Annotated in this window: 22 protein-coding genes; 8 read left to right on the top strand and 14 right to left on the bottom strand. The window is 68.5% G+C overall.

Going from position 1 to position 21,554, the window contains the following annotated elements; translation table 11 throughout:
* Positions 1 to 18: 18 nt before the first annotated feature.
* Positions 19 to 843: an alpha/beta fold hydrolase gene (locus ACLBW1_RS05375; protein WP_447810539.1), complete on the bottom strand. Its 825-nt coding sequence runs from the start codon at positions 841 to 843 to the stop codon at positions 19 to 21.
* Between ACLBW1_RS05375 and mhuD the strand changes: the two genes are divergently transcribed.
* From mhuD to ACLBW1_RS05350, 5 genes are all read left to right on the top strand, one after another.
* Entirely contained in the window at positions 842 to 1,147 is a 306-nt protein-coding gene (mhuD, locus tag ACLBW1_RS05370; RefSeq protein WP_055793265.1) for a mycobilin-forming heme oxygenase MhuD, read from the top strand. The genes ACLBW1_RS05375 and mhuD overlap by 2 nt on opposite strands.
* 68 nt (positions 1,148 to 1,215) lie before the next feature.
* Positions 1,216 to 1,644 (top strand): N-acetyltransferase family protein, encoded by a 429-nt coding sequence (locus ACLBW1_RS05365; protein ID WP_447810538.1) that lies wholly within the window; start codon positions 1,216 to 1,218, stop codon positions 1,642 to 1,644.
* A 75-nt stretch (positions 1,645 to 1,719) separates the two neighbouring features.
* Positions 1,720 to 2,364: an LON peptidase substrate-binding domain-containing protein gene (locus ACLBW1_RS05360; protein ID WP_447810537.1), complete on the top strand. Its 645-nt coding sequence runs from the start codon at positions 1,720 to 1,722 to the stop codon at positions 2,362 to 2,364.
* A gap of 94 nt (positions 2,365 to 2,458) precedes the next feature.
* Entirely contained in the window at positions 2,459 to 3,961 is a 1,503-nt protein-coding gene (locus tag ACLBW1_RS05355; protein ID WP_447810535.1) for an aldehyde dehydrogenase, read from the top strand.
* Between the two features lie 113 nt (positions 3,962 to 4,074).
* Positions 4,075 to 4,623, top strand: a complete 549-nt coding sequence (locus ACLBW1_RS05350; protein WP_447810534.1) for an FKBP-type peptidyl-prolyl cis-trans isomerase — start codon at positions 4,075 to 4,077, stop codon at positions 4,621 to 4,623.
* Positions 4,624 to 4,642: 19 nt separating this feature from the next.
* On the opposite strand, the gene ACLBW1_RS05345 is transcribed toward ACLBW1_RS05350, so the two are convergent.
* The 12 genes from ACLBW1_RS05345 to ACLBW1_RS05290 all read right to left on the bottom strand — a co-directional run bounded on the left by ACLBW1_RS05345 (position 4,643) and on the right by ACLBW1_RS05290 (position 16,423).
* On the bottom strand, positions 4,643 to 5,251 hold the full coding sequence (locus ACLBW1_RS05345; RefSeq protein WP_447810532.1) for a hypothetical protein: 609 nt from the start codon (positions 5,249 to 5,251) through the stop codon (positions 4,643 to 4,645).
* On the bottom strand, positions 5,251 to 6,063 hold the full coding sequence (locus ACLBW1_RS05340; protein ID WP_447810531.1) for a hypothetical protein: 813 nt from the start codon (positions 6,061 to 6,063) through the stop codon (positions 5,251 to 5,253). Before ACLBW1_RS05340 ends, ACLBW1_RS05345 begins: the two co-directional genes overlap by 1 nt.
* Positions 6,060 to 7,493: an MCE family protein gene (locus ACLBW1_RS05335; RefSeq protein ID WP_447810530.1), complete on the bottom strand. Its 1,434-nt coding sequence runs from the start codon at positions 7,491 to 7,493 to the stop codon at positions 6,060 to 6,062. Before ACLBW1_RS05335 ends, ACLBW1_RS05340 begins: the two co-directional genes overlap by 4 nt.
* Positions 7,490 to 8,734: an MCE family protein gene (locus ACLBW1_RS05330; RefSeq protein WP_447810529.1), complete on the bottom strand. Its 1,245-nt coding sequence runs from the start codon at positions 8,732 to 8,734 to the stop codon at positions 7,490 to 7,492. The genes ACLBW1_RS05335 and ACLBW1_RS05330 overlap by 4 nt, the downstream gene beginning before the upstream one ends.
* The gene (locus tag ACLBW1_RS05325) at positions 8,731 to 10,002 is read right to left on the bottom strand and encodes an MCE family protein (RefSeq protein ID WP_447810527.1); all 1,272 of its coding nucleotides are present in this window, start codon (positions 10,000 to 10,002) and stop codon (positions 8,731 to 8,733) included. The genes ACLBW1_RS05330 and ACLBW1_RS05325 overlap by 4 nt, the downstream gene beginning before the upstream one ends.
* A complete protein-coding gene (locus ACLBW1_RS05320) occupies positions 9,999 to 11,144 on the bottom strand; it encodes an MCE family protein (RefSeq protein WP_447810526.1) in 1,146 nt (381 codons plus the stop codon). The genes ACLBW1_RS05325 and ACLBW1_RS05320 overlap by 4 nt, the downstream gene beginning before the upstream one ends.
* Positions 11,141 to 12,214 (bottom strand): MCE family protein, encoded by a 1,074-nt coding sequence (locus ACLBW1_RS05315; RefSeq protein WP_447810525.1) that lies wholly within the window; start codon positions 12,212 to 12,214, stop codon positions 11,141 to 11,143. Before ACLBW1_RS05315 ends, ACLBW1_RS05320 begins: the two co-directional genes overlap by 4 nt.
* Complete coding sequence (locus tag ACLBW1_RS05310) at positions 12,207 to 13,379, bottom strand: MCE family protein (protein ID WP_447810524.1); 1,173 nt, start codon at positions 13,377 to 13,379, stop codon at positions 12,207 to 12,209. Before ACLBW1_RS05310 ends, ACLBW1_RS05315 begins: the two co-directional genes overlap by 8 nt.
* Before the next feature lie 48 nt (positions 13,380 to 13,427).
* A complete protein-coding gene (locus ACLBW1_RS05305) occupies positions 13,428 to 14,276 on the bottom strand; it encodes an MlaE family ABC transporter permease (RefSeq protein ID WP_447810522.1) in 849 nt (282 codons plus the stop codon).
* A 4-nt stretch (positions 14,277 to 14,280) separates the two neighbouring features.
* Positions 14,281 to 15,042, bottom strand: coding sequence for an MlaE family ABC transporter permease (locus tag ACLBW1_RS05300; RefSeq protein WP_045821859.1), 762 nt, complete (start codon positions 15,040 to 15,042; stop codon positions 14,281 to 14,283).
* 222 nt (positions 15,043 to 15,264) lie between these two features.
* Positions 15,265 to 16,155: a 3-oxoacyl-ACP reductase gene (locus ACLBW1_RS05295; RefSeq protein ID WP_447810521.1), complete on the bottom strand. Its 891-nt coding sequence runs from the start codon at positions 16,153 to 16,155 to the stop codon at positions 15,265 to 15,267.
* 79 nt (positions 16,156 to 16,234) lie between these two features.
* Complete coding sequence (locus ACLBW1_RS05290) at positions 16,235 to 16,423, bottom strand: ferredoxin (RefSeq protein ID WP_045821857.1); 189 nt, start codon at positions 16,421 to 16,423, stop codon at positions 16,235 to 16,237.
* A 138-nt stretch (positions 16,424 to 16,561) separates the two neighbouring features.
* Between ACLBW1_RS05290 and ACLBW1_RS05285 the strand changes: the two genes are divergently transcribed.
* The 3 genes from ACLBW1_RS05285 to ACLBW1_RS05275 are packed head-to-tail and all read left to right on the top strand — an operon-like array spanning position 16,562 to position 20,397.
* Positions 16,562 to 17,749, top strand: coding sequence for an acyl-CoA dehydrogenase family protein (locus tag ACLBW1_RS05285; protein WP_447810520.1), 1,188 nt, complete (start codon positions 16,562 to 16,564; stop codon positions 17,747 to 17,749).
* 9 nt (positions 17,750 to 17,758) lie between these two features.
* Positions 17,759 to 18,865, top strand: coding sequence for an acyl-CoA dehydrogenase family protein (locus ACLBW1_RS05280; protein WP_447810519.1), 1,107 nt, complete (start codon positions 17,759 to 17,761; stop codon positions 18,863 to 18,865).
* Complete coding sequence (locus tag ACLBW1_RS05275; protein ID WP_447811152.1) at positions 18,862 to 20,397, top strand: AMP-binding protein; 1,536 nt, start codon at positions 18,862 to 18,864, stop codon at positions 20,395 to 20,397. Before ACLBW1_RS05280 ends, ACLBW1_RS05275 begins: the two co-directional genes overlap by 4 nt.
* Here ACLBW1_RS05275 and ACLBW1_RS05270 read toward each other — a convergent pair.
* Positions 20,386 to 21,531: an NAD(P)H-dependent flavin oxidoreductase gene (locus ACLBW1_RS05270; RefSeq protein ID WP_447810518.1), complete on the bottom strand. Its 1,146-nt coding sequence runs from the start codon at positions 21,529 to 21,531 to the stop codon at positions 20,386 to 20,388. The two genes, ACLBW1_RS05275 and ACLBW1_RS05270, sit on opposite strands and share 12 nt — an antisense overlap.
* Positions 21,532 to 21,554 lie beyond the last annotated feature (23 nt).

Here is a 21,554-nt window from a genome sequence, read left to right as displayed (position 1 = left end):
CCCACCGGATCGGGTTGCTCAGTCGAACATCGCCGAGAGAAACGCCTCGACCGCGCCGCGGTACATCCCCGGCCGGTCGTCGTGGGCGAGGTGCCCGGCGCTCGGGATGAGCAGATGCTGTGCGCGCGGGTTGATCTCGGCCATGGCCGCCATCTGGCCCGGTGGGGTGACACCATGTTCGGCCTCGATCAGCAGCGCCGGCGCATCGACTCCTCGCCACTGCGACCAGAACTCACGACCGCCCCACTCCTGCGCGACGGCGGCGAAGATCTCGATGTCGCCGTGCAGCCGGCCGTCGTCGAAGGCCTCGTAGAAGTACCGACCGGCGACCGGGCCGAACATCTCGTCGGCCGCCGCCTGCGAGGCGAACCGCTGCGGCCACGACGCGAACCACGGCGTCCAGTCCGCGGTCGTCCGGCCACGGAAATCCGGTGCCATGTCCTCGATCACGAGCGCCGACACGAGTTCGGGGTACTCCGCGGCGGTGCACCACGCGTGCAGGCCGCCCATCGAGTGGCCGATCAGCACCGCCGGACCGCGGTCGATCCAGACGAGCGTCTCGGCGACGTCGGCGACGAACCGCTCAGTGGCGATCTCGTCGCCGGCCACGGCGTCGATGTCGAACCCGGCGTCGGCACCTGTGTGGAACGCCGCGTCGACGGTGAACACGCGGCCGTGCCGACGTAACCACGGGATCTGGCGTCGCCAGGTGCGGCCGCGCCCCATCAGTCCGTGCAGGAGAAGGATCGTGGGGGCATCCGCCCCGAGTTCGGAGCCGTGATCTCGCAGGCCCGTCTCCGCCCACCGCTCGTCGGCTGTCACGCCCGATACGATAGCGAGCATGGCCGTGGTGAAGATCAATGCGATATCGGTGCCCGAGGGTGCCGGACCCGAGCTCGAGAAGCGGTTCGCGAACCGCGCGCACACCGTCGACGGGACGCCGGGCTTCCTCGGTTTCCAGCTGCTGCGCCCGGTGAAGGGCGAGGACCGCTACTTCGTGGTGACCCAGTGGGAGTCCGACGAGGCGTTCGAGGCGTGGTCGGGTGGACCCGCCCGCGCGGCCCACGCCGGCGAGCGCGCGAACCCGGTGTCGAGTGGCGCCGACCTGCTCGAATTCGAGGTCGTGCTCGACGCCAAGCCGAGCTGACCCGTCACGATCGGCGGCCGGCCCGCATTCGTCCGGCGACGCCGACCGATGCCGCTGCACTGGCCGAGATGCATGTCACCACGTGGCGTGAGACGTACACGGGCCTCGTCGCCGCAGACACCGTCGCGACCTTCGATGTGGCCGAACGCGAAGCGTTGTGGACGCAGGCTCTCGACACCGCCCCCACCCCCGGTGTGACCACACAGGTCGCCGAGATCGACGGCGAGATCGTCGGATTCGCCACCACCGGCCCCCCGCGCGCCGAACGCGTACGCGACATCGAGGTCCGCGGCTTCTACACGCTGGCGAGGACGCACGGGACCGGCCTCGCGAGGACTCTGCTCGCCGCAGCCCTCGGCGACCGACCGGCACAGCTGTGGGTCCTCACCGCCAACGCGCGTGCCATCGCGTTCTACCGCAAGAACGGTTTCACCGAGGACGGGACGACCGGGATCTTCGAACGGTGGAACGCCGCCGAGATCCGCATGATCCGCTGAGTCGAGCGTCTCCGGACGACAACCGGCCCGCGACGACCATGGCCGACCCCCGCCACACGGGTCTACCGTTGAGGCATGGCAGTGTCACCCGGTTCGCCGACGCCGATGTTCCCCCTCGGCATGGCGCTGCTGCCTGGTGAGATCCTGCCGTTGCAGATCTTCGAACCGCGATACCGCGAGATGCTCGCCGAGTGCCTTCGCGCCGACGACCCCTCGTTCGGGGTGGTGCTGATCGAACGCGGTCGCGAACTCGGCGGCGGCGACGAACGCCACCTGGTGGCGACCGACGCGAACATCGTCGAACACCACATCAAGGACGACGGCCGCGCCCTGCTCCGCTGCGTGGGCACCGACCGCATCCGCGTCCGCGAATGGCTCCCCGACGATCCGTACCCGAGGGCGATCGTCGAGGACTTCCCCGACGAGCCGATCACGACCGTCGGCGACTCGGCCAGCCTGGAGGCGCAGTACACCGAGGTCGCGGCGAACATCCGGGCGTTGTTCGAACTGGTCCGCACGGCGGGCCGCTCCGATGCCACGTTCGACGACACCGTCTACGGCGATGTCGACCGGTCGTTCGGATGGGCGGGCCAACTCCCCCTCGGACAGGCCGATCGGTACGCGATCCTCGCCGCGCCCTCGCCGCTCGAGCGGATCGCGGTGCTCGGCGAGGCGGTCGAGTCGGTGACCGCCGCCATCCAGTTCCAGTTGATGGACTGAGCCATTCGATGGACTGAGCGGGTCCGTAAAACTGGAACGTGTTCTAGTATCGGTGTGAGCAGGACCACCCTCGACCGCACTGGAGCATCCCGCAATGACCGACACCGTCGCGACCGCCCCGTCTGATTCCCTCGCCCGCACCGCGCATGACCACGACACCCTCTACATCGGGGGCACCTGGACCGCGCCGCACTCGACGGCGACGCTCGACGTGTACTCCCCCGCGACCGGCGAGAGGGTGGGTCGTGCCCCCGACGGCGACGCCGTCGACATCGACGCCGCGGTCACCGCGGCCCGACGCGCCTTCTCCTCGGGCGTGTGGAGTCGCCGTTCGCCCGCCGAGCGCGCCGACGTGCTCGACCGCGTCGCGGACCTCATCGACGAACGTGGCGAGGAGATCCAGGCACTCGTCTCCGCTGAGATGGGTGCGATGCCGTCCGACGTCGGCATGCTGCAGCAGCTCCCAGGCACCGGCGTGCTGCGCGCCTACGCCGCGGCCGCCCGCGAATACCCGTGGGTGGAGCACCGCACCGGCCTGTTCGGGACCACACGTATCGAACGCGAGGGCGTCGGTGTCGTCGGCGCGATCACCGCGTGGAACGTGCCGCTGTTCCTGATGTGCAACAAGCTCGGACCCGCACTCGCCGCGGGCTGCTCGGTGGTCCTCAAACCCGCACCCGAGACACCGATCTCGGCTCTCTACCTCATCGAGATCTTCGCCGAGGCCGGCGTACCCGAGGGCGTGCTCTCGGTGGTCACCGGCGGCGTCGAGACCGGCAAGGCACTCGTCGAGCACGCGGGGGTCGACAAGATCACCTTCACCGGATCCACCGCGGCCGGCCGCGTGATCGGGTCGCGGTGCGGCGCACTGCTCAAGCGCTGCCAACTCGAGCTCGGCGGCAAGTCCGCCGCCATCGTGCTCGACGACGTGAAGGTCGACGAGATCGCTCCGATGCTCGCCTTCTACGGACTGTTCAACACCGGACAGGCATGCGTCGCCCAGACGCGCATCCTGGTGCCGCGCTCACGACACGACGAGATCGTCGACGCCATCGTCGCCGCGGCCGCCGCGATGACCCCGGGCAAGCCGGGCGACCCCGAGGCGCGGCTGGGCCCGATCATCACCTCCAAGCAGCGCGACAAGATCGAGGGCTACATCCGGAGCGGCACCGAGCAGGGCGCCACCCTCGCCCTCGACGGCGGCCGACCCGCCGGGCTCGAATCGGGCTACTTCCTCGCACCCACGGTGTTCACCGACGTCACCAACGACATGACCATCGCGCGCGAGGAGATCTTCGGCCCGGTGCTGTCGATCATCGACTACGACACCGTCGACGAGGCCGTCGACATCGCCAACGACTCCGAATACGGCCTCGCGGGAGCGATCTGGACCGCCGACGTGGAACGCGGCATCGAACTCGCCGGCCGCATCCGCACGGGCACCCTCGGCATCAACTGGTACGCGATCGATCCGGCGTCGCCGTTCGGTGGCTACAAGAACTCCGGCATCGGCCGGGAGAACGGCCGGGAGGGACTCGAGTCGTACCTCGAGCACAAGTCGATCATCCTGCCGATGGGCTACACCCCGGAGAGCTGAACCGCTTCGCTGCGCTACCGTCGCAGGCGACCTTTAGATCCGGCGACGAAACGGAAATACCTGTGCGGCGAAGTGTGACGATCTCGAGTTCGGTTCTCGCAGCGTGTGTGGCGATGGGCGTCCTCGCCGGGTGTGGCGACGACTCCTCGGATCCGGCGTCGGCATCGACCAGCGCGGCCACCTCCACCACCGAGGCCGCCGACGGCGGCGCCCAGGCGACGACCCCGGCCGCGGCACCCCGCGGCGGCACCCCCGGGTCGGCGGGTATCCCGGCCATCACCGAGAACGCGACCGACACCTCGAAGGAGGCTAAGATCGCGGCAGGTACCGGGACCCCCTCGGCTGATCTGCTGATCGCCGACCTCGTGCCCGGCAACGGCCGGGTGGCGGCCTCCGGCGACACCGTCAACGTGCGCTACACCGGCGCCCTCTACTCGAACGGCGAGGTGTTCGACGCCTCGTGGAAGAGCGGCGACGCACCCGTCGAGTTCCCGCTGAGCGGTGTGGTCCCCGGCTTCGCCCAGGGCATCGAGGGCATGAAGATCGGCGGCCGCCGCGAGATCGTGATCCCGCCCGCGCTGGGCTACGGCGCCTCGGACTCCGGCCCCATCCCCGGCGGCTCGACGCTGGTGTTCGTGGTCGACCTGGTCGGCATCAGCTGACCGGCGCAGTCACCGCGCCCTAGGGAGCAGGTGCGGGAGCGCTGCTCCCGGGCGCCGGGCTCGGTGTCGTCGACGAGGCCGGCGGCGGGCCGAGGTGCAACTTGTCGCGCAGCGAGTCATCGGTGATGACGGCGATGTCGTCGATCAACCAGCGCTCCCCGGACTTGCGCATCGAGTACTGCACCCGGCTGGGCTCGACTCGCACGAGCTGAGTGTCGCCGCGCACCACCGACTGGTTCATGAAGATCAGCACCACGGCGCGGTCGGCGTCCGCGGACACCACCCCGGCCTGCTGGATCGAGACCGTCGAGTTCACCTTCTGCTTCTTCACCTGCGCGGAGAGATCGCTGCCGGCCATGATCTGGTCGTAGGTGGTGCGCGCGTTGCCGACCAGAGCGCTCTTCGCGGCCGCGACATTGGCGTCCACATCAGCCGGCGTGAACCCGAACATGACCGTCGCGTAACGCTTCCCGGCATCGAGCGCCGAGGTGCGGGCATCCCGGTCGTCGACGGCCGACGACCACCGAAGACCCAGCACCGTCGTGGCGGCTGCAGCGGCGATGATCGCCACCACCATCATCCCGGTCACGATCTTCGCCCGCGTCGACCGCAGCACTGCAGGCGCCATCACGTCACCCATTCGATGTCGGTCAGCTTCATCGCGCCGTTGATCTTGGTGACGACCACCTTCCAGCGGAACGTCTGCACCACCGTGTCGTCGCCGGTGACCGGCGGTACCGCCGCGGACCCCTGGGCCGGGGGCGGGTTCTTCATGGTCCAGCCCGAGACGATCAGCACGGTCGCCGAGTCGGCGTCACTGTCGACCACCGCGTCGGAGAGGATCGTGCCCTTCGTGCTCACGCCCTGGGTCTTGATGAGGTCGGTCGTCTGTTGCATGGTGTCCTGCAGCTGCTGGAGCGCCTTGCCACTGGTGTCGTTCTCAAACGTGTCGGTGGCGGTGTCGATCGTGGAGGGGCTCAACGAGGTCAGGTTGACGATCATCTGCCGCGCGAACGCCGAATACTGCGCCCGCTGCGCCGACGCGTCGTCGATGGACGAGGTGTTCACCGCGAACAGCGTCGAGGCGACGACCAACGCGATGAGGACGATCGCGCCGACGCCACCCGCGAGGAGCAGTCCGAGTCGAGACCGGTCGATCCTGCTGCGGGTCGTCGCCACCGCCGACCGACGCTGCCGATAACCGAGCGCGGCGCCCGACCGATCCGGCGACCCTCCCGATGCCGAGCCCGATGCCACAGCCGGGGCGGCCGGCGACGACTTGCGCAGATTGCCGACGGGCGAGCTCTTACGCGGCGCGGTCGCCGACGTCGTACGCGCCGCCGGAGCGGTGATCGTCGATCCGGGCGCACCGCCGACGGGTGGACCCGCGGGCCTACGCACGCGCCGTCGGGTTCGGGGATGCTCTGCGTCGTGACTCATCGCTGCACGGTCCCGGTGATGAGGCTCTGCAATGTGGCGCTTCCTCCCTGCGACGATGTCCCCGCGCCGAGTCCACCGACGGTGTAGGTCTTCCCGTCGGGACCGATCGCGGAACCCGACCCCGGATCGTACGCCGCGCCGTAGACCGCGGGAGCGCCGTCGAACGACGACGGCGTCGCCGGCGTGAGCTGCCCGTTCGGCAGCCCGGTGACGCCGGGGATGCCCTTGGGGAACGGGACGTTCTCTGCGAGCGGCTTGTAGCCCTCCCGGCACTCCTCCGGGGTCGACGCCCGGCGCCCGGGGAACTCCACGCACGGGAAGTTGCGACTGCCACGCACCGCGAGGTTCGAGTCCTGCGGCACCCGACACAGCAGGCCGGGCGGCAGATCGCGCGAGGTCATCGTCGACGCCGGGCGACGATCCTCGGCGGGCAGGAAGCCGACCGTGCACACGCCGGGGTCCTGGAAGCCCAGCGCGAAATCGACGTTCGCCCCCTTACGGGAGTCCTCGGTGTTGATCGCGGTGATCAGCGCCTGGATCAACCGCGGGTAGAGCACGAGCACCTGCTGCAGGTTCGGCAGGTACACCGCGAGCGTGCGGCCAGCGGTCGCCAGGTTGTCGAACAGCAGCGGCAGGCTCTGGTCCATCGAGGCGAAAAGCTGCTGTGCCTGATCGGTGACGCCGGGGCCCTTCGCGAGGATGTCGCGCAGTTGCGGGTCGTTCGCCCGCAACTGATCGGTGAACGCGGCGACGTTCGACGTCCACTGACGGATCGCACCGACGGTGGCCGTCTGCGTCTCCAACAGCGGCGCGGCCTGTTCGACGAGTTTCGCGGTCTGCTCGGAGTTCTTGTTGGCCTCGTCGGCGAACAGCGACAGCGAGTCGAGCAGACGCTGCAGGTCCTCGCCGGAACCGTTGAAGGCGTCGAACGACTCGTCGAGCACCCGTCGCAGCTTGGTGCTCTGCACCTTGGCCAGCAACGCGTTCGAACGATCGAGCAGCGTCGACACCTCGGTCGGCACCTGGCCGTCGCGGACCACCGACCCATCGACGAGGTTGCGCGAATCCCCGGACGCCGCATCACCGTTCGGCATGAACTGCACGAACTGCTCACCGACCGCCGACACGCTCTGCACCGAGGCGGTCGACGACGCGGGGATCTTGCGGTCGCTGTCGATCGACAGATCGGCGCGCACCCCGGTGGAGGTCAGCGTCACCGACGACACCTTGCCGACGGTGACGCCGCGATAGGTGACGTTGGCGTTGGGGTAGATCCCGCCGGTGCTCGGGAGTTCGACGGCGACCGCGTAACGGCCCACCCCGAACATGGCAGGTACCTGGATGTAGAAGAACCCGACGACGACGAGCGAGATCACCGTGATGATCGAGAAGATGATCAGCTGTGCGCGGACGAACCGTGAGATCGTCATCGGCCCTTCACCTCCGGGGCCGCGGTGACCTCAGGCGCATCGGGGCGCAGCGGTGCGGTGAAAGGGTCGGCGCCGCGCTTGGCCGCGCCGGCGGGCGTACCGAGCACCGCCTCGGGTCCGTAGACCGCCGACGGTGCCGCCGCCCCGATGCTCGCGAACGCGCCGCGTGAGAGACGACCGTTGGTGAGGTCGAGGTTGATGACCGCGTTGACGTAGTCGCCCTTGACGATCTTGGGGATCACCGACTCGGCGAACGGGAAGGTGACGAGGATGTTCAACGACTGCGTCAAGGATTTCCCGCTGGCCTGGAGTTGATCGAGCACCGGTACGAGGTTCTTCACGATCGTGGTCAGGTCGTCACCGTTGGCCTTGAGGATGTCGTCGGTGTTGCGGCTCAGACGCCCGACCGAGGCCAGGGTGTCGGTCAGGTGGACCCGCTGGTCGACGAGCACCTTGAGGATCCGTGGACCGTCGGCCAGAGCCCGGTCGATGGTGTCGCTCTGGGCGTTGAAGTTACTGCTGAGTCGATCGAGTCCCTCCACCGCGCGGATGATGTTGCCGCGCTGGCGATCGAGGTCGGTCACCAGGGTGGTCAACCGCGGGATGAGTTCGCGGATGGTGTCCTGACGGCCGGCGAGCGTCGCGTTGAGTTCGTGGATCACGTCGCCGATCTGGGAGAGCCCGCCCCCGTTGAGCACCACCGACAGCGAGCTGAGCACCTGCTCGACCGTCGGATAGGTGCACTGCGCGACCTGCTGCGCCGAGGTGATGTCGGCGACCGGCTTCGCAGTGGTCGGTGCGGCGATGTTGTCCTGGGTCGGGCACTGCGAGGTGGGGATCTCCTGGCCGTCGCGCATGAATCCCTGGGTCGGCGAATCCGGCTGCACCACCTGCAGATTCAGTGAGCCGAGGACGCTGGTGATCCCGACCATGACGTGTGACCCGACCGGGATCCGTGTGCCCTTGTTCAGCCGCAGGGTCACCAGCGCCTTCCAGTCGCGGACCTTGATGGTGCCGACGCTGCCCACGGTGGCGTCGTTCATCAGCACGGGCGCGTTCTGGACGAGGTTGGCGGCGTTGGGTATCAACGCGGTCACGCGGAACGATCCGTCGCCGGTGCCCTGGGCCCCCGGGACCGGCAACGAGTTCAACCCCTGGAACGAGCATGCCGACGTCGCGAGAACGGCGGCACACGACACCGCCACCGCACCACGCCGCACCACCGACGCGCGCCGCATCATCCCTGGCCCCCGAACGGGACCAGCAGGTTCGCCAACCCCACGTTGCCGCCATAGGAACGACGCGTGGCGGCGTCCTGCGCGACGATGCCCTGCTGTGCACGGGCCTTCACGCTCTGATTCTGGTACTGGATCTGGTTCGGGCGGGCGTTGATCCCGCTGACCGGATTGATCAGCGCGGGAGGATAGTTGATGGAGATCGACGACAGGATCGGCCCGAGCACGTCGACACATTTCGCCACGTCGGCCTGCGAGGTGCCGGGGCGGTCGTTACCGGCCAACGTGCCGCACAGCAGGTCGACGAGGTTGCCGAACTGACCGAGACCGAAGACGCCGGACAGCGAACCGGTGAGCGGGTTGTAGATGTTGTAGAAGTTCGACAGCTGCGTGGGAGCCGAGTGCAGCAGCCCTCGGATCTGTTCGTCCTTCTTCGCGAGGACCGATGTGGCGTCCGACAGCCGACCCACCGACTCGCTCAGTTTCTGCCCGTTGGTGTCGATGAAGGATTTGAGGTCGGTCAGTGCGGACCCGAGATTGGTGAGTGCGCCGTCGAGGTTGGCGGTGTTGTCGGCGAGAACCTGACTCACCGAGGCGATCCGGCCGTTGAACTGCACCAGGTCCTCGTGGCTCTTCGACAGCGCGTCGGTGAGGGTCTGCAGGTTGCGGATGCTGGCGAAGAGGTCTCCGCGGCTGTTCGCCAGCGTCGAGGCGAGATCGGACAGCTGGGCCACCGATCCCCGGATGGCGGTGCCGTTGCCCTCGAGGTTGGCGTCGGCGGTGTTCACCAGCCGCGCCACCGAACCCTCGTCGGCGCCCTTGGGGCCGACGGCGGTGGTGAGCTGGGTGAGTTCACGTTTGATGTCGTCCCACTCGATGGGCACGGCGGTCCGGTTCATCGGGATGTCGGAACCCGAGGCGAGTTGCGGGCCGCCCGCGTAGACCGGCGAGAGCTGGATGAACCGGCCCGACACCAGGCTCTGCGCCACGATGACCGCCGAGGCGGTGCGCGGGACGTCGACGTCGCGGTCGACGTCGAAGCGCACCTTCACATCTCCCGACCGCGGGGTCACGGAGCTGACGGTGCCGACGTCGACCCCGAGCACCTTGATGGGATCGCCGGGGTAGAGGTTGTTCACCTCGGTGAAGTACGCGGTGTAGCTCTTGTAGAACGCCTTCTGGTAGCCGATGTACCCGGCGAGGCCGAGGACGACGATGAGCAGCAGCGCGATGGCGATCTGCCAGAGTCGGCGACCGGGGAGGAACCTGGTCATGACGGACCTCCGTCGCGGGGCGAGCCGACCTCGGGGACCGACCGGTCGGGATCGCTCTCCTGATCGGGCCGCAGGAACAGCTTCGGCGGGAACAGTCCTGTGTAGCCCAGCGCCTTGGCGGCCTCGGGGTACTTCTGCTGCAACAGGTTCAGGAACAGCGAGGTGTAGTCGCCGAAGCTGGGCACGCCGACGAGCGACGAGAAGTACGGGCCGCTGGAGACGGCCTCGCCGAGGACGTTGGCGTAGGGACCCAGCCGGTCGAGGGTCTGGCTGAGGTTGTCGCGGTTGTCGGTGAGGATCTTCGTCACGCCGTCGAGCTTGGTGAGCACGGGCGTCAACTGCGCGTTGTTGTCGGCGATGAAGCCGCTCACCTCCGCGGTGACGTCCTTGATGCCCTGCAGCAGTTGGCCGATCGCGAACCGCCGGGTCTGCAGCTCCCCGAGCAACGCGTTCGCGTCGACGAGCAGTTCGTTGATCTGACCGCTGCGCTTGGCCACGACACCGGTCACACTGTCTGCGCGCGAGAGCAGTTGGCGCAGCGCGTCGTCGCGGTCGTTGATGGACTTCGACAGCCGCGCGACGCCGTCGACCGCGCCGCGCACCTCTCCGGGGGTGTCGGCGAACGTCGCCGACAGGGTGTTCAACGCGTCGTTGAGCTGTCCGGGATCGGTCTGCTCCAGAGTGGTGGTGGTGTCGTCGAGGGCGTCGGTGAGCGAGTACGGCGCCACGGTGTTGCGGTTGGGGATCTCGCCACCGGGCTCGAGGCGGCCCGACCCGCGCGGGGTGATGGTGAGATTGCGGCGTCCCAGCACGGTCTCGGTCTTGATCGAGGCCTGGCTGTCGAGTCCGACCGCGACGGTGTCGCTCATGCTGAAGCTGACCTTCGCCTTGGTGCCGTCGCGGGTGGGGGCGAGACCGATACCCGAGACGGTGCCCACGTCGACACCCGAGACCACCACCACGTCACCGGTCTTCAGGCCGCCGGCGTCGTCGAAGTAGGTGGTGTAGACGCTGCCCGTCGACAGGTAGGGCAGCTTGTCGACCTGGAGGGCGACGATCACCACCAGGGCGGTGACGACCACACCGATGATGCCGATGCGGGCGCGCGAACGCGGGGTGTCGAACTTGCTGACGGTGGTCATCGTGGGGTCGCACACCTCCCGCTCGGGTTCACGTTGCCACCGGTGTTGTCGAGCGACCGGTACACGATCTCCTTGTGGTCGGGGCCGGTGAAGAAGATGTCGACGCGGCACAACCAGATCTGCAGCCACGCACCGTAACTACCCAGATTGCTCAGCGCCTTGAAGTCGCCCGGGAAGCGTTGCAGCAGCCCCCGGACGAACGGTTCGTCGGAGAGCACCTGATCGGACACCCGACCGGTCTCGGACACCACGCGCTTCAGGTTCGGGCGGTTCGTGTCGAGCAGACCGGCGAGGTCGTTGGTGAGCTGGGAGGTGTCGGTAATCGCCTTGCCGACGGTGTCGCGTTGCGACGACAGCCCGGAGATCAACTGCTGCAGACGATCCAGCGAGGTGTCGAGACCGGACTTGTCGTCGTCGATGGTGCCGAGCGTCGCGTTGAGGTTGTCGACGACCTCGCCGATCAACTGGTCACGGTCGGCGAGGGTGTTGGTGAACGACGCGGTGCTGGCGAGGAGCTGGTTCAGCGCGGGCCCCTGCCCCTGGAACACCGCGATGAGCGATCCCGACAGGTCGTTGACCTCGGCGGGCTTGAGGGTCTTGAACAGCGGCTTGAAGCCGCCGAGCAGCTTGTCGAGATCGAGTGCGGGCTCGGTCTGCGATTCGGGGATGTGGCCGCCGTCGGGCAGCAGCTGCGTGGGGTTGCCGGTGCCCTCGCCCAGCTCGAGATATCGGTCGCCGGTGAGGTTCTCGTAGCGGATCATCGCCTGCACCGACGTCGGGAGGCGGTACTGGCGGTCGACCGAGAAGTCGACCTCGGCGGCGTTGTCGCGGGTGAGGGACACATCATTGACCGAGCCCACCTCGACACCCGCGATCCGCACCTTGCTGCCCGGCTTGATCTGGGACGCACTGGAGAAGGTGGCGCTGTACCCGTTGGTCGACCCCGAGCGGTATTGACTGAAGACCACCACCAGGCCGACGAAGATGAGCAGCATCACCACGGCGAACACACCGAGCTTGATGGTGGTCGCGCGGAAGATCCGGTCGCGGCGGGTGCGGTACTCAGCCACGGGGCACCGGTCCGAACATGATCTCGAACAGCTTGCGCGGGTCGGCCTTCGGTGTGGTGCGGGGCTGGTACGGCTGGGGTGCGGTGTCGCCGACGTAGAACGGGGCGTGGGCGGTGGCGTTGATGTCGGACAACCCCAGCGCACAGGTCGGCGGCCCCTGCACGCCGACCTTCGGCAGGTCCTCGGGGTAGCGGTAGGGCTCCTTGCCGGGCAGGACGCCGGCGTTGAGAGAGAGGTAGCCGGTGGTCTCGCCGAAGATGGGCAGCGCCTTGCGGCCGGCACCGTCGGTGGCCCGCAGGAAGCAGGCGAGTCCCGGCGAGTAGTAGCCCAGGAGCTGCGACACCGGGTCGAGGTTGCTCAGCGCCGTCATGATCGTCGCCTTCTTCGGCGCCACGATGCCGTTGACGGTGTCGGCGAGACCGGTCGTGTTCACCAGCAGCGCATCGAGATTCGTCGACCGGTCGGCCAGCGTGTTGCCGGTGCGGGTCAGGTTGTCGATGAGGCGGGACAGATCGGGGAACGCGTCGGCGTAGGTGTCGGTGACGATGCCGGTGGCGCGGAACGTCCGGTTCAGTTCCGGCAGTGTCGGGTTGGTGCGTTCCAGGAGCTTCGACAGGTCGTCGAGTCCCTGCCCGATCTGGTCGCCCTTGCCCGACAGTGCCGTGTCGATGGCACCGAGGGTGGCGTTGAGTTTCTCCGGCTGCACCTTCGCCAGCACGTCGACGAGCCGTGCGAACACGGTGTTGAGTTCCACCTGCACCCGGTCGGCGGCGATGGTCGACCCGGCCCGCAGGCGCGCCGGCGACGGGTCGCTCGGCAGGGCGAGATCGACCGACTTGGCGCCGAAGACGGTGTTGGAACGGATCTGGGCCTCGACGTTGGCGGGCACCTTGTTCAACTGGTCGGTGTCGATGTCGAGGGCGAGCTGCACGCGATCGCCCTGCGGGCTGATCCGGGTGACGCGTCCGATGGTGACCCCGCGCAGCCGCACCTTCGCGTCGGGGTTCATCACCAGACCGGCGCGGTCGGCGGTGAGCGTGACCGCCGACGTCGACCGGAAGGTGTTGTTGAACTGCAGGACCGCGAGCGCGAACGCCGCGACGATGGCGGTGACGAGGACCAGCGCGCCGATGCGGCGCTGCAGCGTCGAGTGTTCGGTCCTCATGCGCGGGGTCCCGATGCCGGGGTGGTGTGTGTGGTCGTCATCATCTGCCTACCCCGAGAGGTTGAACTTCCCGTCGGCGCCGTAGATGGCGAGCGAGAGGAGCAGGGTGATGACGACGACGACCACGAGCGAGGCGCGCACGGCGTTGCCGACCGCGATCCCGACGCCGACCGGGCCGCCGGAGGCGTTGTAGCCGTAGTAGGTGTGGATCATCATGACCGCCACAGCCATACATATCGCCTGCACGAACGACCACAGGATGTCCGAGGGTATGAGGAACGTCGAGAAGTAGTGGTCGTAGACCCCCGATGACTGTCCGTAGATGAACACCGTGGCGAACCGGCTGGCGAGGAACGACGCGACCGAGGCGAGCGCGTACAGCGGGATGATCGCGATCAGGCCCGCGACGATGCGTGTGCTCACCAGGTACGGGATCGAGGAGATCGCCATCGACTCGAGGGCGTCGATCTCCTCGCTGACACGCATGGCGCCGAGTTGTGCGGTGGCACCGGCCCCGATCGTGGCGGCGAGCGCGATACCGGAGATCACCGGGACGGCGATGCGCACGTTGATGAACGCCGAGAAGAAGCCGGTGAGCACCTCGACACCGATGTTCGACAGCGAGCTGTAGCCCTGCACCGCGATGGTGCCGCCGGTGAACAGCGTGAGGAAGCCGACGACGACGACCGTGCCGCCGATCATCGCCAGCGCGCCTGTCCCCATGGAGATCTCGGCGATGAGCCGCAGGGTCTCCTTCTTGTACAACCGCACCGCACGCGGGATCGCGGCGATGCTGTCGAAGTAGAACATCGCCTGGTCGCCGATGCGGTCCCACTCGCCGGTCGCGCGCGCGCTCGAACGCGAGGCGCGTACGAAGATGCTGTGTCCCAGGACCATGCCGCTACCCCGTCGCCTTCAGTCCGACGGCGGTGACCACGACGTTGACCACGAACAGCGCCATGAACGAGTAGACGACGGTCTCGTTGACCGCATCGCCCACGCCCTTGGCGCCGCCCTTGACGTTCAGTCCCCGGTAGCAGCCGACGAGACCGGCGAACAGTCCGAACAGGGCGGCCTTCACCATCGAGATGACGAGTTCGCCGAACCCGGTGAGCAGCGTGAGGTTGGCGATGAAGGCACCCGGGTTCACGTCCTGCAGGTACACCGAGAACACGAAACCACCGCCGAGGCCGATGGTGCAGACCAGGCTGTTGAGCAGTACCGCGACGCCGGTGGAGGCGATCACCCGCGGCACCACCAGACGGTGGATCGGGTCGATGCCGAGCACCTTGAGCGCGTCGATCTCCTCACGGATGGTGCGGGCACCGAGGTCGGCGCAGATGGCGGTCGCACCCGCGCCGGCCACGATGAGCACGGTGACGATGGGGCCGATCTGGGTGATGGTGCCCAGCGCCGCGCCCGCGCCGGAGAGATCCTGCGCGCCGATCTCGCGCAGCAGGATGTTGAGGGTGAAGCTGACGAGGACGGTGAACGGGATCGCGACGAGGACGGTCGGCACCATCGAGACCCGGGCGATGGCCCACGACTGCTCGATCGTCTCGCGGGTCTGGAACGGTCGCCGCGGCAGCTCGCGGGCGGTCGCCACCGCGAGGGCGACGAAATCGCCGACTCCGACGAAGGGAGCCGCCAGGCGTGCGTTCACCGACTCTCCTCACACAACGGTGTACCGCGGGACGTACCCCGGATCGGCCCCGCTCCGCCTGAGGTCCGGCAACTATAACGTGTTCTAGTTACGTTCATGACCGTTTTCCGATTGCCGCCGACAACGGCCTGAGCTGCAGTGATCGCCGCATCATCACCATCGACGATCTCCGACGAGCTGAACTTAGCATGCGTCCAATTGGTACCCGGGCGGTTCACCGGCTCACTGCGCAAGAGCCTGGGAAGCGGAGAAGGTGACGCCGGGGTCGCGGCCGTCGAAGTACCGTCCGACTGCGGTCGCGAGATCGGCCGGATCCCACGCCGCACCCGACGCGGTGAACGTCTCGGCGACCGTCGGCGCGGCCATCAGGGTGACCTTCGGGCCGTAGACGACGAACACCTGACCCGACACCGACGCCGACTCGGGGCCCGCCAGGAAGCCGACGAGGGAGACCACGTGGTCGGTCGACAACGGGTCGATCTCACCCGCCGGCGCCTCCCCGAACACGGCGGCCGTCATCGCGGTGCGGGCGCGCGGGCAGATGGCGTTGGCGGTGGGCCCGTACTTCGCGAGCACACGCGACGCCGACAGCGTCAGGGCGGTGATCCCCGCCTTGGCCGCGCCGTAGTTGGCCTGTCCCTCGGGGCCGAGCAGCCCGGCCTCCGACGAGGTGTTGATGATGCGCCCGAAGACCGGGGCGCCTGCGGCCTTCGACGCCGAGCGCCAGTGCGCGGCGGCGTTGCGGGTGAGCAGGAAATGTCCGCGGAGGTGGACCGCGATCACGAGGTCCCAGTCGTCGTCGGACATGTTGAACAGCATCCGATCGCGCACCACGCCGGCGTTGTTCATCACGATGTCGAGTGCGCCGTTGTCCTCGACGGCGACACGCATGATCTCCGTCGCGGTCGTCGAGTCGGAGATGTCGCCCGCCACGACGACGGCCTTGCTGCCGTGCGCCGCGATCTCGTCGACGACGTCGCTGGCGTCGAGTGCCCCGGCGAGGTCGTTGACGATCACCGTGGCGCCGAGCGCGCCGAGGCCGATCGCCTCCGCACGTCCCAGGCCGGCGGCAGCGCCGGTGACAACAGCTACGCGTCCCTCGAGTGCACCCACGGGCTAGAACCTGTTCTAATTCCGGCCGATTGTCAAGCGTCTCCGGTCGGGTCGGCCGGTCGCGGACGCCGCGGGGACGTCACTCGATCGACAGGGCCGCCTTCGGGCAGTTGGCGACCACCTGGCGCATCTCGTCGAGACGGTCCTCGGGAACCTCTTCCTGAAGAATCACCAGGTAGTCGTTGTCGTCGAGGTCGAACACATCGGGTGCCATCCCCACACACACGGCATTGGACTCACAGAGGTCGAAATCGGCCTTGATACGCATATGGTTCAGACTCCTCGGATCACGGCGCGGTGTTGACGCGCTACGCTGACAAACGCTAGAACGTGTTACAGAACTGCGCACACTCAGGGCTGGTGGGTGCAGTGGAACGTCCGAGTCCAATCGTCTCATGGAGCACCGATGCGCATCGCCTATACCGAGGCACAGGAAGAGCTCCGTCGTGAACTGCGGACCTACTTCGCCGAACTGATGACACCTGCCCGGCGCGCTGCGCTCGCCTCGGACTCCGGAGAGGTCGGCGAGGGCGATGTCTACCGCGAGGTGGTGGCCCAGATGGGTGCCGACGGGTGGCTCGCGCTGGGCTGGCCCACCGAGTACGGCGGGCAGAACCGGCCGATGATGGACCAGCTCATCTTCACCGACGAGGCCGCCATCGCCGGTGTCCCGGTGCCGTTCCTGACCATCAACTCCGTGGCGCCGACCATCATGAACTTCGGCACCGACGAACAGAAGTCGTACTTCCTCCCCCGCATCGCCGCAGGCGAGCTGCACTTCTCGATCGGGTACTCCGAGCCCGGAGCCGGTACCGACCTCGCGTCGCTGCGCACCACCGCCGTCGCCGACGGCGACGAGTTCGTGATCAACGGCCAGAAGATGTGGACGAGCCTCATCCAGTACGCCGACTACATCTGGCTGGCCTGTCGCACCGACCCCGAGGCCTCCAAGCACAAGGGCATCTCGATGCTGATCGTGCCCACCGACGCCGAGGGCTTCGGCTACACGCCGGTGCACACGATGGCCGGGGTCGACACCAGCGCCACCTACTACTCCGATGTGCGCGTTCCGAAGTCGGCGCTCGTCGGCGAGCTGGGGGGCGGCTGGCCGCTGGTGACCAACCAGCTCAACCACGAGCGCGTGGCGTTGTGCTCGGCGGCGCCCATCCAGCAGGCGCTGCTCGAGACCCGGCGCTGGGCGCAGGAGACCAAGCGGGCCGACGGTCAGCGGGTCATCGACGCCGAGTGGGTGCAGCTCAACCTCGCACGGGTCCACGCCAAGGTGGAGTTCCTCAAACTCATCAACTGGAACATCGCCTCGGAAGCGACGCAGGGGGGTTCGCCCTCGCCGGCCGACGCCTCGGCCACCAAGGTGTTCGGCACCGAGTTCGCCACCGAGGCCTACCGGCTGCTGATGGAGGTCCTCGGTCCTGCCGCGACCCTCCGTCGCGGCTCACCGGGCGCGGCGCTGATGGGACGGATCGAGCGATACCACCGCTCCTCGCTCATCCTCACCTTCGGCGGCGGCACCAACGAGATCCAGCGCGACATCATCGCGATGCTCGCCCTCGGCCAACCTCCCCAGAAGCGATAGGGCGTCGTCATGGATTTCCGACCCACCGAGGCCACCACCGACCTCACCGGACTCGCGCGCGACATCGCCGCGAAGATCTCCACACCGGAGCGGATCGCCGACCTCGAGACCTCCGGCGCCGCGATCGACGATCAGCTGTGGCGTGCTCTGGCCGACGCCGGCCTCCTCGCGTTGGAGGTGGCCGAGGACTCCGGCGGCGCCGGGCTCGGAGCGGCCGAGAACGTGGCGGTCGCCGAGGAACTCGGTCGACACCTCGCCGTGGTCCCGTTCGGTCCGCACGCGATCGCGGCGCTGCCCGTGGTCGCGGCGGCCGGCGGGAACATCGCCGGTCACTGGCTGCCCGGCATGCTCGACGGGACGACGGTGGTGACCGTCGCGATCGACGACGAACTCGCCGACGATCCCCTGGCCCCGACGACCACGGCCCGCCGCGACGGCGACCGGTGGGTGCTCGACGGCTGCAAGGTGTCGGTGCCGTTCGCCGAGACCGCGGCGGCGGTCATCGTGACCGCATCGACCGACGACGGCCTGGTGGCGGTGATCGTGCCGACCGACGCACGCGGTGTGACGATCAGCGCGGCTCGCAGCACCGGTCTCGGACCGACGGCGATCGTCGAGTTCGCCGACGTCGCTCTCGGTGACGACGCGTTCCTCGGTCGTCGCGATGTCGGGGTGGCGCTGGTCGACCGGATGACGTTGGCGCAGTGCGCCGAACAGGCCGGCGTCGTCGCCGGCGCACTGGATCTGACCGCCGCCTACGGCCGGGAGCGAACCCAGTTCGGTCGACCCATCGGATCGTTCCAGGCGGTCGCGCAGCGGCTCGCCGATGCCTACATCGACGTGCGCGCGGCGAAACTGACGGTCGTGCAGGCCGCCTACCTCGTCGGCGAGGGACTCCCCGCCGAGACCGAGCTCGCCACCGCGAAATTCTGGGCCGCCGACGCCGGGCACCGGGTGGCGCACACCGCGGTCCACGTCCACGGCGGGGTAGGCATCGACACCAGCCACCCGCTGCATCGCTACTTCCTGCGGGCCAAGCAAAACGAGTTCGCACTGGGCTCGGCGACCGCGGCGCTCCGGCGCATCGGTCGCGTACTGGCGGCGGAGCCGGCCTGACCACGTCCACCATCGCCGAACTCCTCGAGCCGCTGGCCGATGCGGAGACCTCAGGCGTCTGGTTCGACGGCGAGTTCACCTCGTGGCGTGCCCATCTCGCTGCGGCACGAGTGTGGTCGCGCGCAGTGCGGTCGCGTCTCGATCCGGGGCGACCGCCGCATGTGGCGGTGTTGCTCGACAACGTGCCCGAGTTCTCCCTGCTGCTCTGCGCGGCGGCGATCGACGGGCTCGTCCTCGTCGGACTGAACACCACGCGGCGCGGGGAGGCTTTGCACCGCGACATCGTCACCGCGGACTGCGGACTCGTCATGGTCTCCCCCGACACCGCTCACCTGCTGAGCGGCATCGATCTCGGGCCATCGGTGCCGGTCATCGACATCGCATCGGCCGCATGGGCACATCGGCTCCGCCGGGCCACGCCGACGCCGGGCACCCACCCCTGTGGAGTGCCCGCGCCCACGGACCTCATGATGCTGATCTTCACCTCGGGGACCAGCGGCGAACCGAAGGCGGTGCGCTGCGACCACCACAAGTTCGCCGGCGCGGGTGTGATGCTGGCGAACCGGTTCGGGCTGGGTCACGACGACGTCGTGTACCTGTCGATGCCGATGTTCCACTCGAACGGGATCATCGCCGGCTGGAGCGTCGCCGTGGCCGCGGGTGCATCGGTCGCGCTGCGACGCCGCTTCTCGGCGAGCAACTTCCTCGACGACATCCGTCGCTACGGCGTCACCTATGCCAACTACGTGGGCAGGCCGCTGAACTTCATCCTCGCCACCCCCGAGCGGGCCGACGACGCCGACAACCCGCTGCGCATCGTCTATGGCAACGAGGCCTCGCCGCGCGACATCACCGAGTTCGAGCGCCGTTTCGGGGCGAGGGTGGTCGACGGTTTCGGGTCGACCGAGGGCGGTGTCGCGATCGCGCGCACCCCGGACACGCCACCCGAGGCGCTCGGCCCCCTGGTGGCGCCCGTCGGCGTCGTCGACCCGGACACCGGAAGTCCCTGTGCCATCGGTGAGATCGGCGAGATCGTCAACTCCGCAGGCCCCGGACTGTTCACCGGCTACTACGGGAATCCCGTCGCCGAGGGCGAGCGGATGCGTGGCGGCGTCTACCACACGGGTGACCTCGGCTGGGTCGACGCCGCGGGGTACGTCCACTTCGCCGGCCGTCTCGGCGACTGGGTGCGTGTCGACGGTGAGAACCTCGCTACCGGTCCGATCGAGCGAATCCTGCTGCGATATGCCCGGATCCGTCTCGCGGCGGTCCACGGGGTCGGCGCCGAGGTGGGCGACGAGATCGTGGCGTCACTGGTCGGCGACGCACTCGACCCCGACGACCTCACCGACTTCCTCGCCGCGCAGACCGATCTCGGACCCAAGCAGTGGCCGCACCACGTCTGCGTCGTCGACGAGTTGCCGCGCACCGCGACGTTCAAGGTCCTCACACGCGCACTCGCCGGTGCCGCGATCGAGTTCACATGGACCCTCGACCGCGGCTCTCGCCGCTACCGCCCGTCAGGCGGGTGAGCGTTCGGCGACGGTGGTCGACAGGCGCGTCACCGTCTCCTCGTACTCGCTCACGAGCCCGTCGATGAGCTCGGCGACCGGGGTGATGGCGTTCATCCGCCCCACGATCTGACCTGCCGGCATCGCCACGACGCTCGCGTCGTCGGCGGCCGAGATCCGCGCGTGGGCCTCGCTGACGAGGATGTTCTGCAGCGGCATCGGCAGCGGCTCGGGCGCATCGGCGGCGTCCCAGGCGTCGGTCCACTTCGTCTTGAGCAGGCGTGCGGGCTTGCCCGAGTAGATGCGACGACGCACCGTGTCGTGCGAGGTCGCCGCGAGCAGCGCCTCCTGGATGACCGTGGGGCCGTCGCCGTGGGCACCGAGGCGGTACTCGGCCGCGGTCAGCCAGTACGAACCCATCCACACGCCCTGGGCGCCCGAGGCGAGCGCGGCGGCCATCTGCCGTCCGCTGCCGACACCACCGGCGGCGAGCACCGACGCGTGGCCTTCGACCGCGTCGACGACCTCGGGCCACAGCACGATCGAGGTGATCTCGCCGGTGTGTCCGCCGGCCTCGTATCCCTGGGCGATCACGATGTCGACGCCGGCGTCGACGTGATGGAGCGCATGGGCTCTCGCGCCCGCCAGCGCGGCCACCGACACCCCGTGCTGGTGGGACTTGTCGATGACGTCCTTGGGCGGCGAGCCGAGTGCGTTGGCGATGAGTTTGATCTGGCCGTACCGGTCGGCGTGCTCCATGGCGATGTCGACGTGTGATCGCGCCACCGAGTGCAACCACCCGAGAACGCCTGCGTTGACGCGTTCCTCGCCGGGCAGCCGCGGCACCTTCAGATCGTCGAGGGTGCGCTCGACGAAGGCCCTGTGTTCGTCGGGGATCATCGAATCGAGATCGATCTGCGTTCCCTCGGTGGGGATCTTCGCGGGCATCACGATGTCGACCCCGAACGGCTTGCCGTCGGTGTTCTCGTGCATCCACTCGAGCACGCGGTTCAGTTCGTCGGCCTCGTTGAACCGCACGCAGCCGAGCACGCCCATGCCGCCGGCACGACTGATGGCCGCGGCGACGTGCTCGGACGGGGTGAACCCGAAGATCGGGTACTCGATGCCGAATTGTTCGGTCAGTTCGGTGCGCATGGTGTGCCTTCTTCTCTGGGCGG

It is taken from the genome of Williamsia sp. M5A3_1d (assembly GCF_053345315.1).
This window is presented reverse-complemented; position numbering and strand designations above follow the sequence as displayed.